We start from the raw sequence: 15,086 nt of genomic DNA on the forward strand, positions 1-15,086 counted from the left end.
TCCATGGACGATCTCATCTATCAAGACGAACACGCTTCGCTGCTGCCGCTCGAAGGCCTGACTGTCAGCGTGATCGGCTACGGCATCCAGGGCCGCGCATTCGCCGCGAATCTGCGCGACAGCGGCGTTTCGGTGCGCGTCGGCAACATCGGCGACCACTACTTCGAGCTCGCGCGAGCGGAGGGCCATCGCGTGACGGGCATCGCCGAAGCGGTCGCGCATGCGGACATCGTGCTGCTGCTGATTCCGGACGAGGCGCACGGCGCGGTGTTCGACGTCGACATCGCGCCGAACCTGCGCGAAGGCGCGCTCCTGTGCGTCGCGCACGGGCACTCGCTCGTGCAGGGCGACGTCCGCCCGCTCGCGGGACGCGATCTCGCGATGCTCGCGCCGCGCATGTACGGCGATCCGATCCGCCGCTACTACCTCGCGGGCCAGGGCGCGCCCGCATACTTCGACATCGTCGCGGACCACACCGGCCGGGCGCGCGACAAGGTGCTCGCGATCGCGCGCGCGGTGGGCTTCACGCGCGCGGGCGTGATGGCGCTCGGCTACCGGCAGGAGACGTTCCTCGATCTGTTCCAGGAGCAGTTCCTCGCGCCCGCGCTCGTCGATCTCGTCGAGGCGGGGTTTCAGGTGCTCGTCGAGCGCGGCTTCAATCCGAAGGCCGCGCTGCTCGAAGTCTACGGCTCCGGCGAGATGGGCAAGATGATGCTCGACGGCGCGGACATCGGACTCGACGAAGTGGTCGCGCTCCAGGGCTCGCCGACCTGCCAGGTCGGCTATCACCGCTGGCGCGGCCGCACGCTGCCCGCCGCCATGCGCGAGCTCGCCGCGCGCGTGCTCGATCAGATCGACAGCGGCGACTTCTCCGCGTATCTGAAGGAGCATGCGTCGAACGACTATGCGTCGCTCGACGAAGCACGCCGCGCGGTGCTGAAGCGGCCGCTCAACATGACGCATGCGGAGGTCCGCGCGGCGTTCCGGTTCCCGGCCGAACGGGCGGGCGGGCTCTATCAGTCGGCATCGGCAGCTGCCGCCGCCGAGCCGGAGATCGCGCAATGAGCGCCCGCCGCCTGCTCGTCGGCGCGACGTTCACCGCATCGCCGCTCGATCCGCTGCTGCGCGCGCAGCGCTTCGGCGACGTCGCGTTCACGCGCTACAACCAATTGCTACAAGCGCTGCTCGCGCCCGATCCGCAGCACGCGCGCGACGAAACGCTGCTGCTCGTGCGGCTCGCCGACTTCGTGCGGCACGAGGCAAGCGATCGCGCGCAATCGCACGACTCGCTTGCCACGCTGCTCGCGCAGCGCGCGGATGCATGGCTCGACGCGCTCGCGTCGTTCAGCGCGAGCCGCGCGATGCCGCCGTGCATCGTCGTGCTGCCGTCGCCCGCGCTCGACGCGCGAGGCGCGGCGCTCGCCGATACGTGCCGGCGACTCGAATGCGCGTTGCAATCGGCGCCGGGCCTGCGCGCGCTGGATTGGGCCGATTTCGTCGCGGCGAGTGCGATCGCGCAGCCGTTCGATCCGGTCGCGGACAAGCTCGGCCACGTGCCGTTGACGATCGAATGCTTCGCGGCGTTCGCAAAGTGGATCGCCGCGCGGCTGCATGACGGCGGCGGCGCGGACGGCGGCGCGGCGAGGAAAGACGCAGGCGCGGTCTCCGGCGCGCACACGCAAACGGCCGCGGTTGCGGTTGCGGTTGCCGATGCGGACGCGAACGCAAGCGCCGGCGTGCATGCAACTGCGGCGACCGCGCGCGCAACGGCGTCGCATACGCGCGTCAACGCAAACGCTGCTGCCGGACACATGCGCGACGCAGCGCCGACCGACGCATGCAGCCGGGACGCGGCCTCCCCGAGCGCCTCGGCGCCAAGCCCATCGCTCGCCCGTTTCTTCGAGCGCCTGCAACTGCGCATCACGAGCGTCCCGCTCGACGACGAAACGGCGCTCGCCAAAAGCGCACGCCTGAGCCACACGGCCGCGACGTTCCACCTGAGCGGCCGCCCATATCTCGAAGCCGACCTGCTCGACGCGGCCGCGCGCGACGCGTGCGGACTCGCGCTGACAGTCGCCGACCGCTTCGGCCAATACGGCTGCAGCGGCTTCGCGCTCGTGCGCGCCGACGCCGGCCTGCCCGTCCTCGCCGAATTCGTGCTGAGCTGCACGGTGCTCGGCAAACAGGTCGAGCATGGCGCGCTGCTCGCGTTCGCGCACGCCGCGCGGCAGGCCGCGCTGCCGGCCATCGCGATCGATTACGTTCGCACGGACGGCAATCAGCCGGCCATCGAATTCGTCGACGCGCTCGCCGCGCAAGCGGGCGCCGCTGTCGAACGCAGCGGCTCGCGCGCGCGGCTGCGCATCGCGCCGTCCGCGCTCGCCGACGCGGTGCTCGCGTGCGCGAAAGCGCCGCAAGCGCTCGCGGCGACCGCACAGGCGCTCGACCTCGCGCCGCTCTTCTCCCGTTCAACCACTCACCTGGCCGGCCACCGATGAACGCGAACCTCGACGCTATCTCCCTCGCCCATGACGCGCCGCCCGCCGACTGGTGGGCGCGCGACCGGCTGCGCTACCGCGACGGCGTGCTGCATTTCTGCGGACGCAACGTCGCGGCACTCGCCGCCGCATTCGCCGAGCCGCTCTTCCTGTACGACCCGCAGCGCGCGGTCGACAACGTCGAGCGCCTGCGCGGCGCGCTCGGCGGCCTGCAAGACGGGGACTTCCGCATCCATTACGCGATGAAGGCGAATCGCTTCCGGCCGCTCCTGTCCGAGCTGCGGCGCTCGCCGATATTTGGCATCGACGCGTGCTCGCCCGAGGAATTGCGCGAAGCGCTCGCCTGCGGCTTCGCGCCCGAGCGCATCTCGTACACCGCGCACGGGATGATGCCGGACGAGGCGGCCCTCCTCGCCGCGCTGCCGGACGTACACGTGAACTGCGACACGCTGAGCGCGATCGCGCTGCTCGGCAGCCGCTCGCCCGGTCGCGAAATCGGCATCCGCGTGAACCCCGGCGTCGGCATCGGCTACGGCGACAGCGAGCGACTCAGCTACGCGGGCGCGACCGTCACGAAGTTCGGCATCTATGCGGAGCAGTTCGGCGCGGCGCTCGAGCTCGCCGCGCGGCACGGCCTGACCGTGACCTGGCTGCACTGCCACGCGGGCTGCGGCTATCTGGACCCGCAACTCGCGTCGTTCGAGCGCGTGCTCGACGCGCTCGACGCGTTCGCCGCACGCGTGCCCAGGCTGCGCGGCATCAATCTCGGCGGCGGGCTCGGCCTGCCGCATCGCGCGACCGACCGGCCGCTCGATCTCGAGCGCTGGCGGGCGGCCGTGCACGCGCGCTTCGGCCGCCGCCCGCTGGCGATCGCGATCGAGCCCGGCGATTTCATCGCGAAGGACGGCGGGATGCTCGTGCTGCGCGTCGCGTATGTCGAGCTCAAGCGCAATCGCCGTTTCGTCGGGCTGAACGGCGGCTTCAACCTCGCGATCGAGCCTGCGTTCTACGACCTGCCGTGCGAGCCCGTGCCGTGCATTCGCCGGCCGGGCGCCGCGCAATCGGTGTGCCTCGCCGGCAACATCAACGAGGCGCTCGACCTGTGGGGCAACGACATGAGCCTGCCGCCCGTCGAGCCGGGCGACTTCGTCGCGCTCTTGAACGCGGGCGGCTATGCTTCGTCGATGAGCTCGAACCACTGTCTGCGAGGACAGTTCCGCGAGCTCGCGCTGTTCGACGCGGCGTCCCGCTGATTCCCACTACATGACAAGGAGCCCCAGCGTGTCTTCGCTTTCACGACAATTGAGCGCTCTCGGCAGCCGGATCTTCACGAGCGCGCCGTTCGGTCCCGGCGTGTCGATGCAGAACCTCGCCGAGTGGTCGTCGCTCGCGCACGTCCAGCTGCTCGGCAAGGTCGCCGCCGAATTCGGCATCGACATCGACATCGAAGAGGCCTACCGGCTCGACAGCTTCGAGCGCCTGCTGCATTACATCGAGCGGCAACGCGAAGCGGGCGGCGACGCGCCGCAAGCGAGCGCAACGCCCGGCGCGGCGGCGCACGCGGCCGGCGTCGAGCCCGACACGATCGGCGCGCTGCTGCGCGCGCGCGCCGATGCGCTGCCCGACGAACCATTCCTGTTCTTCCCCGCAGACGACCGCAGCTACACGTATCGCGCGTTCGACCGGCTCGCGTGCGCAGCCGCCGAAAAACTGCACGCGCACGGGCTGCGGCGCGGCGACCGGCTGTCGGTCGTGCTGCCGAACGGCCCGGAGTTCCTTGCGTACTACTTCGGCGCGCATCGGCTCGGCGTCGTGTCGGTGCCGATCAACCCGGCGCTCAGCGCGGCCGAATGCGCGTTCATCGTCCGCAACAGCGGCGCGAAGCTCGTCGTCTTCGACCGGCGGCTCACGAACCTGCGCGACGCGGTGCACGCGGCGCTCGGCGACGACGGCGCGCCGCTCGCGTGCGCCGACGCCGCGTCCGGCTTCGGCCTCGAAGCGCTCGCGGCGGCGGCAGCCGGGCACGCGCATGCATCGACATCGATCGCGCCGGAACCGGGCCTCTCAGCCGACGACGACGCGAGCATCCTCTACACGTCCGGCACGACGGGCCACCCGAAGGGCGTCGTGCTGTCGCACCGGAACCTGTTGTCCGACGCGCGCGCGCTCGTCGACTGGTTCGCGTTCGAGCCCGGCGCGCGCACGATGTGCATCCTGCCGCTCTTCCACAACAACGGCCAGGTGATCACGCTGCTGTCGCCGCTGATCGCGGGCGGCAGTTCGGTGATCCTCGAAGGCAAGTCGGCGCTGCCGTCGTTCTGGAAGCTGATCGACACGTACCGCGTGAACTGGACGAGCGTGATGCCCGCGTTCCTGTCCGCGTTCCTCGAATACGGACTGAAGCGCACCGACGATACGCTGCGCGGCATCGTCTGCGGCGGCCAGGTGCTGCTCGATGAGGTGCGCAGCCGCTTCGAGATCGAATACCGCGTGCCGGTGTTCGAAGGCTTCGGGCTCACCGAGACGACGTCGTTCGCGACAATGAACCGCCATCCCGCCGAGCGCCGCCGCTTCGGATCGATCGGCGTCGCGCTGCCATGCAACGAGCTGCGGATCGTCGACGCCGACGGCCGCCCCGTCGCGGCGGGCGAAACGGGCGAGATCCTGATCCGCGGCGAGAACGTCGCGATGCGCTATCACGCGCGCCCCGAACTCAGCGCCGAACGCTTTCGCGACGGCTGGCTACATACGGGCGACTACGGCTACCGCGACGACGAAGGCCACTTCTTCTTCGCGACGCGCGTCGACGATCTCATCATCAAGGGCGGCGAGAACATCTATCCGGCCGAGATCGAGAACGTGCTGCACGGCTGCGACGACGTCGTCGAATGTGCGGCGCTCGGCGTGCCCGATCCGATTCTCGGGCAGGAAGTGTGCGTGTACGTGAAGCTGAAGCCGTCGTCGACGCTCGGCAAGGACGACGTCCGCCGCCTGTGCGAAGGCCGCATCGCGCACTACAAATGCCCGCGCCACGTCGTGCTGCTCCACGAGCTCGACGATCTGCCCGAGCTGCCGAAGGGGCCGACGCGCAAGATACTCCGCCGCCGGCTGCTCGAACATTTCGCGGCGCAACGCGTGCGGGCCTCGGCGTGACGCCCGGCGCCGCGCATTGCACTTTTTCATCGAACGACATCGACCGAACGTGAAGGAGACGCCATGAAGCTCGTACTGTTCCTGCATCTGATTTTCGTCGCCGCGTGGATGAGCTGCGTGATCGTCGAAGGCATCTTCGAGCACGCGATCGATCGGAGTCCGGAGCAACGCGCATTCATCTCGAAGCTGCACTGGACCACCGACAAGTACGTCGAAATCCCCGCGTTCACGATCGTGCTCGTCACCGGCGCGATCCTGCTCGCGCATCGCGCGCCGACGCCGCTCTTGCTGACCAAAGTCGCGTTCGGCACGCTCGCGATCGCGTTGAACGCGGTGTGCGTGTGGATCGTCGTCCGGCGCAGGCGCCATGCGGCGCACGACGACTACGCCGCATGGGAGCGCATCGACCGCGTTCAGCACAAGCTCGGCGGAGTCGTCGCGATCGCGATGCTCGTCGCGCTCGGCATCGGCGGCTACATGTTTGCAGGAGCGTAAATGAAGGCATTGATTTTTCCTGGGCAGGGCTCACAGGCCGCCGGTATGGGCGCGGGTCTCTTCGAGCGGTATCCGGAAATCGTCGAAGCGGCGGACGACGCGATGGGCCTATCGGTCGCGCGTCTTTGCATCGACGATCCCGACGGCCTGCTCGCCGACACCCGCTATGCGCAGCCCGCGATCTTCGTCGTCAATGCGCTGCAGCTTGCCGCGTGGCGCGAGACGCACGACGACGCGAACGTCTGGCTCGCCGGACACAGTCTCGGCGAATACAGCGCGCTCCTCGCGGCGAGCGTATTCGATTTCCGCACCGGGCTCGAAATCGTCAAGCGGCGCGGCGAGCTGTTCGCGTCGGTCAACGGCGGCGCGATGGCGGCGGTCGTCGGCGTGACCGCCGCCGAGCTCGGCCGCCGCCTGCGCGCGTTCGGCTTCGACGACGTCGATCTCGCGAATTTCAACAGCGCCGAGCAGACCGTGATCGCGGGACCGGCCGCATCGGTCGCCCACGCGACGCGCATGCTCGACGCTTGCGACGACGTCACCGTCCACCCGCTGAAGGTAAGCGGCGCGTTCCACTCGCGCTGCATGACGCCGCTCAAGCCCGAGTTCGACGCGTTCCTCGCGCGCTTCGCGCTCGCCGAGCCGGCGCGGCCTGTCGTGTCGAACGTGACCGCGCGCATCTATCAGGCGCCCGGCACGCCGGCCGACTATCTCGTCGAACAGCTCGACCAGCCGGTGCGCTGGCGCGACAGCATCCGCTTCATGCTGCGCTCGGGCGTCGACGAATGGGACGAGCTCGGCCCCGGGCGCCGCCTCCTGACCAAACTCGTCGACGCCATCCGGTGCGAGCCGCCCGCGACGCTGCAACCCGCCACACTTTGAAGAGGACCGATCCGACATGTCATCCATCCAATCCGCCCTCGCCGCCTGCCGATCGCTGAGCGCGCCGCCGCCGCTCGCGCCGGCGGCCAACTTCGCCGACGTGCTGCGATTCCGCGCAGAGACGACGCCCGACGAGTTCGCATACGGTTATCTCGGCTTCGGCCGCATGCCGGATCGCGTGATGCGCTATGGCGACATTCATCGCCGCGCACTCGCGATCGCGCGCGAGATCGTCATGCACGGCCGTCCGGGCGACCCGGTGCTGCTGATCTTCCCGTCCGCCGCCGATTTCATCGAGGCGTTCTTCGGCTGCCTGTACGCGGGCCGGATGGCCGTGCCGGCGCTGCCGCCGCGCACCGAAAAGGAGCGGCGGCGGCTGATCTCGATCACGCGCGACTGCGCGCCGTCGCTCGCGATCTGCGGCACCGGCGAAATGGACGCCGTGCTCGCCGAACTATGCGCGGCGGGCGTCGTCGCACCGCCGTGCCGCGAAGTCGACGCGATTCCCGACGGCATCGGCGACGCTTCGCCCGACCTGCCCGCCGTCGCGCCCGACAGCATCGCGTTCCTGCAATACACGTCCGGCTCGACGTCCGATCCGAAGGGCGTGATGGTCGGCCACGACAACCTGCTCGCGAACGAGCGGCTGCTGCGGCAGCACTGGGGCAGCGACCGCGCACGCTGGCTGATCGTGTCGTGGCTGCCGCACTATCACGACATGGGACTGATCGGCGCAATCCTGCAGCCGATCTACGCGGGACGGCCCGCTGTGTTCATGTCGCCGCAGGACTTCCTGCAGCATCCGGCGCGCTGGCTCCACGCGGTGTCCGACTACGGCGCGACCTGCAGCGGCGCGCCGAACTTCGGCTACGAGCTGTGCCGGCGCCGCGCGAGCCGGATGGATCTCACGCGGCTCGATCTGTCGACGTGGGAGCAGGCATTCAACGGCGCGGAGCCGGTGCGGCCGCGAACGATGCGCGAATTCGCCGACGCGTTCGCGTCCACCGGCTTCCGCTACGACGCTTTCGCGCCGTGCTACGGGCTCGCGGAGCTGACGCTGGCCGCAACGTCGAAGCAGATCGGCGCGCCCGTCGTCATGCGGCGCGCCGACTACGCGGCGCTCGCCGATGGACGCTTCGAGCCGCTGCACGGCGACGGCCGCTCGATCGACGTCGTATCGGTCGGCACGCTCGCCCACGCGCATCAGGCGATCCGCATCGTCGACCCGGCGACGGGCGATCCGCAGCCGGCGGGCGCGATCGGCGAGATCTGCGTCGCGAGCGACAGCGTCTGCCACGGCTACTTCGGACGCCCGGACGCGACCGACGCGACGTTCCGCGCATACCGCTCCGACGCGTTTCCGCACGGCATGCTGCGCACGGGCGACCTCGGCTTCGTCGACGACCGAGGGCACCTGTTCATCTCGGGGCGCATCAAGGACCTGATCATCCTGAACGGCGTCAACTACTATCCGCAGGACATCGAAGGCGCGGTGCTGAACGTGTCCGATCAGATCCGCTCGAACCGGCTCGCCGCGATCATGGTCGAGCGCGACGAGCAGGCGGGGGTCGTCGTCGTGCTCGAGGCGATCGGCCGGTTCGATCTCGCGGCGCTCGCGCCGGCGATCGGCCGCGAAGTCTGGGACGCATGCCAGTTGACGCTGAGCGGCGTGATCCGCGTGAAGAAGGGCGAGATCCATACGACATCGAGCGGCAAGATCCAGCGCTCGACCTGCGCGCGGATGCTCGCGGACGGCACATTCACGATCGAGGACGCGTATCTGCCCGACGCCGCGCGGGCATGGCTCGCGCCCTTGATCGAACGGTGCGCGAGCGTCTGCGGCGAACCGTCCGGCGACGCGCAGGCCGCTGCCTGACGACGCGCCGCGGCTCGCCGCGCACGGCGCGCGGCAGCCGATCGCGCGGTACGGCGCCGCACGCGCGTCGCTTGCATCGCGAGCGCAAGCCGGGCATCTATCGCATCCGTCTCTCGCACACTCTCGCATCGAGCCGCCCGTCGGGTTATAGTCCGGCGGGCGCGCGCCGCGCGAAAGCACACGAACGATGCAACGCGCGCGCCGCGCCGACGCGTCTATCCCGGTCCCGCGCCGTTTTTTTCGACACCCACAACCCGCACGGACGGCCCACCGAGCCATCCGGCATCCGATTCGTACAAGCGCCGATCGATGGCTTCGTTGATTCTCGTTCTCGCCTGCCTGTTCGCGGGCGCCGCGCTCGCGCGGAGCAAGCGCCTGCCGGACAACTTCCCGGCCAGCCTCAACTTCTTCGTCATCCAGATTTCATTGCCCGCGCTCGTGCTGCAGCATCTGCACAAGATCGCATTCAGCGCGGACGTGCTGTGGCTCTTCGCGACGCCCGTCATCGTATTCGCGGCGACCGCGGCGCTCGCGCTCATCGCGGGCGCGCTGCTTCGCCTCGACAAGGCGACGGTCGGCTGCCTCACGCTCGTCTGCGGCACGAGCAACACGTCGATCGTCGGCGTGCCGGTCGTGCAGGCGCTCATCGGAAGCGCGGCGGTCGGTCACGCGCTCGTCGTCGATCAGGCGAACTTCATCGTAATGTGCACGGCGGGTCTCGTCGCCGCCGACCTGTATGCGGGCAGCGCGACCCGCTGGCGCGGCGTCGCGCGGCAGCTCGCCGGCTACCGGCCGATTCAGGCGATGGCGCTCGCGTTATTGCTGCGGCCGGCGCCGTTTCCGCCTGTCGTCGAAGATGTGCTGACCGCGCTCGGCGCAACGCTCACGCCGATCGCGATGATCTCGGTGGGCGCGAGCTTCAGCCTGCGCGGCGCGCGCGGCGCCGCCCGGAATTTCGCGGTGGGCCTCGGCGTCAAGCTGCTCGTCGTGCCGGCGATCGTACTCGCTTGCGGGCTCTACGTCTTCGCTCAGCAGGGGGCGCCGCTCGCCGTCGCGCTCTTGCAGGCCACGATGCCGCCGATGATCATCGCGGGGCTCATCGCGATCGACAAGAAACTCGATCCGCCGCTCGCGGGCGCGCTGATGACATTGGGCGTGCCTGCGTCGATCGTCGCCGCATGGCTGTGGCGCGGCGTGCTGCCTTATTGACGAGGCCGAGACGGCCGACGAATATGTTTCGGAACACGAATCGTCCGATGCACGGTGCATTCGCTTCGTCGGATGCGCGGCGCGGATATCGCGCACATGCCGCCGATGACGCCGCGTCCGAATCGACAGGCACGTCGGCGGCGCGCCTATCGAACACGGAACACGCGACGCGACCGTGCTCGCGCAGCCGTCACGCGCCGTTCGGCAGCAGCCGGTGCATTTCGTGGAACACCATGTCGGCGCGCCCGGCGATCGCAAACGGCACGCCCGTCGCGACGAACCCGAGCGATTCGTAGAAGCCGCGCGCCGATTCGCGCGCGGTGCACCACACGACTTTTCCGTTCTGCCGCTGCGCGTACTCGATGCACGCGTGCATCAGCCGCGTGCCGACGCCGTGCCCCTGCATGAACGGCTCGACGGCCACGCCCCGCAGCCGCCACGCGCTATCCGCGAAGAAATCCCGAAATGCTTGCCGACAGATCGTCGCGACCGCGACGATCCCGTCCGATGTCCGGGCCGCCAGATGGAGCGTCACATCGTGGTCGTCACACGGAAAGCGGCTCGCGTTCTCGTCTCCGTCCAACAGAATTCTGGCCCTGAGCGGCAACACGGACGCAACCGGCACGGTCACGATGGAGTACGACTGTTGATCGACGAACATCGGCTGTTTATGAAAAAATTGATTGACTCATTCTAAATCCGTGAAAGATTTCGTTCGCGAAAAAATATCTGTTGTTCGCCCCAGGCAATGCGGTTAATCTAAATAAATGTTGCTCGCGTCATTGAACTCAAGCAAACAAACTGCGATCACAGATAATGGAGAAAATCTCGTCCGATACGGGAAGCGCCTATGACGAAATCCGTTCGCGGATCTTCGACGGCCGATTGTCGCCCGGGCAGAAAATCTCTCACCGAGGCCTCGCTCACGAACTCGGCGTCGGGCAAATGCCGGTGCGCAGCGCACTGCAATTGCTCGCTTCCGAAGGGCTCGTGAATATCGTCGACAAGAGCGGCACCTTCGTCAACGAGCCGACGCGCGACGATCTGCGCGAAATCTACGAACTGCGCCTCGCGCTCGAGAGCGCCGCCGCGTACCTCGCGGCGCGCGGCGGCGCGACGGACGGCCTGTCGCGCTCGCATGCGCAGATGCGCAGGCTCGTCGACGAAAACGGCGCCGATATCATGACCGAGCAGAAAGTCGGCTGGGTCTTTCATGACGAAATATTCAAGGCCGCACGCAACGATCGGCTATTTACGACATACAAGCTGCTGCGCGCGCAAACCCATGCGCTGAACGAACTGCCGCGAAACGATTTCGCGACAGTCAGGCGCGGTACGCTCGAACATTTGGAGATTTACGCGGCCATCGATGCGCGGGACGCGGAATCGGCGCGGCGCCTGATGTGGAATCACGTGATCGACGGCACTCCGGACAGAATCCGATTAATTCGAGCTCAATATGACACTGGCCAATAAAAAAATTCCTTTACCGCTACAGATGATGCTCGGCCTCGCGCTCGGCGTGGTCTTCGGGCTGTTCGCGCCCGCCGCGAGCCGCGATCTGGCGTTCATCTCGACGCTGTTCGGTCACGCGATCAAGATGGTCGTGCTGCCGCTGATCCTGCTGTCGGTGACGCTCGGCGCGTTCCGCGCGGGCACGCAGCGCGGCCGGCTCGGCAAGACAGCCGCGTTCAGCCTCGTGTTCTTCGTGCTGATGACGGTGATTGCCGCGTCGCTCGGCCTCGCGCTCAACTGGCTGTTCCGGCCCGGCATCGGCGCGAGCCACGCGCAAACGGCGTCGATGCCGGCGAACCTCGCGAGCGGCATCGACTGGATGAAGTTCCTGACCGACATGATCCCGTCGAACATCGTCGGCGCGCTCGCGGCCGGCAACTCGCTGCCGGTGCTCGTGTTCGGCGTGCTGCTCGGCTGCGCGCTCGCAGCCGTCCAGGACCGCGCGGCGCCGTTCGTCGCCGTCTGCGAATCGATGCTCGCCGCGTTCTTCAAGATGACGGAGTGGGTGGTGTCGCTATCCCCGATTGCGATCTTTGCTGCGATCGCAGTGCTGCTGTCGTCGAAAGGACTTGCCGCGATGACGCCGCTCGCGAAGCTGCTCGGCATCGCGTATCTCGGCATGGCGATCCTCGCTGTGTGGCTCACGCTGATCGTCAAGCTCGCCGGCCACTCGCCGCGCGCGATCGTCCGCAAGGTCAGCGAGCCGCTGATCCTCGGCTTCACGACGCGCTCGTCCGAAATCACGTTCCCCGTGCATCTGAAGAAGCTGACGGAGATGGGCGTGCCGTCGTCGGTCGCGTCGACCGTGCTGCCGCTGTCGTACATCTTCAATCGAGAAGGCGCGGTGCTCTACACGGTGCTCGCGGTCTGCTATCTCGCGGACGCGTACCAGCTCGCATGGAGCTGGCCGCTGATGATCACGATCGCGATCCTGACGATCATCACGATCGACGGCGCCGCGAACGTGCCGTCGGGTGCGGTCGTCGCAATCACGGTGATCCTCGCCGCGATCGGGCTGCCCGCCGACGCCGTGCTGCTGATTCTCGGCGTCGATGCGTTCTTCGACATGGGCCGCACCGCGCTGAACGTCTACGCGAGCACCGTCGCGACGACGCTCGCGAGCCGCGTGTCCGGCGTGGCGCCCGAGCTTGCGGACACCGCGGCGCACGTGTCGCGCGCCTGAAGGCTGTCGTTCGCGCCGGCGGATGCCGGCGCGCGGAATGGAATCGGTACGGCGATGGCTGCCGGAAGTTCGGCGGTCGGCGCGAAACGCCGGCCCGATGCAGGAAAGTACTGGCGAGCGTGATGCTCGGCGGTTCGGTGGGTGCGGCACGCCGTGCGTGCATGGGCACGCACGGCAGCCGCCTCGCATGACATCGCTCGCGCGATTGTAGTTCCGTCTGCGAGTATTTCTGGCCCTCGGATGCAGGCGGTTACGCAGTCCCTGTCGCCCCACGCTGGGACTGCGCTTTTTATTGTCGAACCAGCGGCGCAACGAAACGATTACAACGCGTTTCGTGCGTCGCTGCCAAGTGTAAGTCGAGACTGCGCGGCACGAAACAGAAATCGCGATGCCGCAAGCGGTCGGATCGATTCGGCACGGATCGTCTTTCGTGTGCCATCGGCGCATCGCGACGGCCCCCTCTCCGATGTTCATTCCGAATGCCGCCCATCACGCGACGAACGCCGGAACGGCACGCCCGTCGCGTTCGCGCGGCTCTCAGGCTCTTCGGCTCTCGAACGTTTCAGCGCATGCACATTCGAGCTTTTGGACGCTCAGGTTCGCGAGCGTCATCAGCATTCCCGACGTTCGGACGTTCGACCTCTCGGGCTTTCGAGCAACGCACGCGCGGCCACGCGCAACACGCGCGCATCGGCGCGACGGCGGCTCGCGACATGGAGCCGCCGCACCTTCATCAACGCGCCGCCATGTCCTGCCGCGCCGGCTCGCGCGCGCCGACGGCGACGTCCGCCCCCCAGCCGCCGCCGAGCGCACGAATCAGGTTGACCGTCGATACCGCCTGCGTGCCCGTCAACTGATTCGATTGCAGCTGCGATTCGAGCACCGAGCGCTCGCTGTCGATCACGTCGAGATAGCTGACCGCGCCTTCCTGATACTGCGTGCGCGACAGCGTCGCCGCGCGCCGCGACGCGTTGACCGCGTCGTTCTGCGCGTGGATCTGGTCGTCGAGCAAACGCAGATCGGCGAGGTTGTCCTCGACTTCGCGGAACGCGACGAGCACCTGCTGCCGGTAGTTCGCGACTTCTTCGTCGTACTTCGCGCGCGCCTGCGCAACGCCCGCGCTCCGCCGCCCGCCATCGAAGATCGGCAGCGTGAGCGCGGTGCCCGCGAACGGCCCGAGCAGGAACGTGCGACTCGACCACAGGAACAGACTGCCGAGCGTCGCCGCTTCATAGCCGAACGCGCCCGTGATATCGAGCTTCGGGAAGTAAGCGGACTTCGCGAGGCCAACGCGTGCGTTCGCGGCCATCATCGCGCGCTCGGCGGCCGCGATGTCCGGCCGCCGCTCGAGCAGCGCCGACGGCAGCCCCGCCGGCACCCGCACCGCGACCGGCACGATCGGCGTCTGCGTGAACGAGAAATCCGCAGGCGCCTTGCCGAGCAGGATCGCGAGCGCATGCTCGGACACCGCGCGCCGCCGTGCGACGCCGAGCGCGTCCGCCCGCGCGGTCGCGAGTTCGTTCTTCGCGCGCGACACGTCGAGCTCGCTGATGTCGCCTTCGCTGAAGCGCCGCTGCACGAGCTTCAGCGCTTGCTCGCGCAGCTCGACCGTGCGGCGGTACAGATCCTGATCGGAATCGAGCCGGCGCAGCTCGAAGTAGTTCTGCGCGACATCCGCCTGCAGCGCGAGCTGCACCGAGCGGAACAGCGCCTCGCTCTGCGCGGCGTCCGCGCGCGACGCTTCGACGTTGCGGCTCACGCGGCCGAACAGGTCCGCCTCGTACGACACCGTGCCTTGCGCGCGCCAGAGCGTCGCCGTCGTGGGACCGGCGCCCTGCGGCTGGAACTGCGACGCCGACGACAGCCCTTCGCGCGTCGGCCCGAAGCCGACGCCCACTTGCGGGAACCACTGCGAGCGCGCGGCGCGGGTCGCCGCACGCGCCTGCTCGACGCGCGCCGCCGCGGCCTTCAGGTTCTGGTTCGCGGCGAGCGCCTGCTCCTCGAGCGCGTCGAGCACCGGGTCGCCGAACGCCCGCCACCATTCGCCGCGATGCGCGGCGTCGGCCGGCTCGGCCGCCTTCCACGTGCCGGCCTGCTCGCCCGGCGACAGCGCCGGCGCTTCCTTGAACGCGGCGGGCGTCGCGACGTCCGGCCGCTTGTAGTCGGGCCCGACCGCGCACGCGGCGAGCAGCGTAACGAGCAGGCCGCTCGCCGCCGCGATCTTCGCGAGACGCGTGAAGCCGTCGTTGATCTTGGTCTTGTTCATCTTTCTATC

Annotated in this window: 12 protein-coding genes; 10 read left to right on the forward strand and 2 right to left on the reverse strand. The window is 68.6% G+C overall.

Features of this window, described 5'->3' with window-relative positions; genetic code table 11:
* Positions 1-3 precede the first annotated feature (3 nt).
* The 8 genes from WS62_RS31775 (at position 4) to WS62_RS31810 (ending at position 10,113) form a co-directional block, all read left to right on the forward strand.
* Complete coding sequence (locus WS62_RS31775) at positions 4-1,065, forward strand: NAD(P)-binding domain-containing protein (protein WP_066579574.1); 1,062 nt, start codon at positions 4-6, stop codon at positions 1,063-1,065.
* Positions 1,062-2,498 (forward strand): FkbH domain-containing protein, encoded by a 1,437-nt coding sequence (locus WS62_RS31780; RefSeq protein ID WP_066579577.1) that lies wholly within the window; start codon positions 1,062-1,064, stop codon positions 2,496-2,498. The genes WS62_RS31775 and WS62_RS31780 overlap by 4 nt, the downstream gene beginning before the upstream one ends.
* Entirely contained in the window at positions 2,495-3,751 is a 1,257-nt protein-coding gene (locus WS62_RS31785; protein WP_066579584.1) for a diaminopimelate decarboxylase, read from the forward strand. The genes WS62_RS31780 and WS62_RS31785 overlap by 4 nt, the downstream gene beginning before the upstream one ends.
* Positions 3,752-3,779: 28 nt before the next feature.
* Positions 3,780-5,651 (forward strand): AMP-binding protein, encoded by a 1,872-nt coding sequence (locus WS62_RS31790; RefSeq protein WP_066579587.1) that lies wholly within the window; start codon positions 3,780-3,782, stop codon positions 5,649-5,651.
* A 63-nt stretch (positions 5,652-5,714) separates the two neighbouring features.
* On the forward strand, positions 5,715-6,146 hold the full coding sequence (locus WS62_RS31795; RefSeq protein ID WP_066579597.1) for a hypothetical protein: 432 nt from the start codon (positions 5,715-5,717) through the stop codon (positions 6,144-6,146).
* Positions 6,147-7,028, forward strand: a complete 882-nt coding sequence (gene fabD, locus WS62_RS31800; RefSeq protein WP_066579605.1) for an ACP S-malonyltransferase — start codon at positions 6,147-6,149, stop codon at positions 7,026-7,028.
* Between the two features lie 16 nt (positions 7,029-7,044).
* Complete coding sequence (locus WS62_RS31805; protein WP_066579606.1) at positions 7,045-8,904, forward strand: fatty acyl-AMP ligase; 1,860 nt, start codon at positions 7,045-7,047, stop codon at positions 8,902-8,904.
* A gap of 309 nt (positions 8,905-9,213) precedes the next feature.
* Positions 9,214-10,113: an AEC family transporter gene (locus WS62_RS31810; RefSeq protein ID WP_066579607.1), complete on the forward strand. Its 900-nt coding sequence runs from the start codon at positions 9,214-9,216 to the stop codon at positions 10,111-10,113.
* Positions 10,114-10,303: 190 nt separating this feature from the next.
* Here WS62_RS31810 and WS62_RS31815 read toward each other — a convergent pair whose 3' ends face one another.
* Positions 10,304-10,774, reverse strand: a complete 471-nt coding sequence (locus WS62_RS31815; RefSeq protein ID WP_066579611.1) for a GNAT family N-acetyltransferase — start codon at positions 10,772-10,774, stop codon at positions 10,304-10,306.
* Between the two features lie 155 nt (positions 10,775-10,929).
* Here WS62_RS31815 and WS62_RS31820 point away from each other — a divergent pair, with 155 nt between their 5' ends.
* Together WS62_RS31820 and WS62_RS31825 are read left to right on the forward strand one after the other, a co-directional pair.
* Entirely contained in the window at positions 10,930-11,589 is a 660-nt protein-coding gene (locus WS62_RS31820) for a GntR family transcriptional regulator (RefSeq protein ID WP_066484014.1), read from the forward strand.
* Positions 11,573-12,811 carry a dicarboxylate/amino acid:cation symporter gene (locus WS62_RS31825; protein ID WP_066579616.1) on the forward strand — a complete coding sequence of 413 codons (1,239 nt, stop codon included), beginning with the start codon at positions 11,573-11,575 and terminating at the stop codon, positions 12,809-12,811. The genes WS62_RS31820 and WS62_RS31825 overlap by 17 nt, the downstream gene beginning before the upstream one ends.
* A 733-nt stretch (positions 12,812-13,544) precedes the next feature.
* Here the strand turns inward: WS62_RS31825 and WS62_RS31830 are convergent.
* Positions 13,545-15,077: an efflux transporter outer membrane subunit gene (locus WS62_RS31830; RefSeq protein ID WP_066579617.1), complete on the reverse strand. Its 1,533-nt coding sequence runs from the start codon at positions 15,075-15,077 to the stop codon at positions 13,545-13,547.
* Positions 15,078-15,086: the final 9 nt, after the last annotated feature.

The organism is Burkholderia sp. ABCPW 14, assembly GCF_001523835.1.
In the GTDB taxonomy this organism is placed as follows: Bacteria; Pseudomonadota; Gammaproteobacteria; order Burkholderiales; family Burkholderiaceae; genus Burkholderia; species Burkholderia mayonis.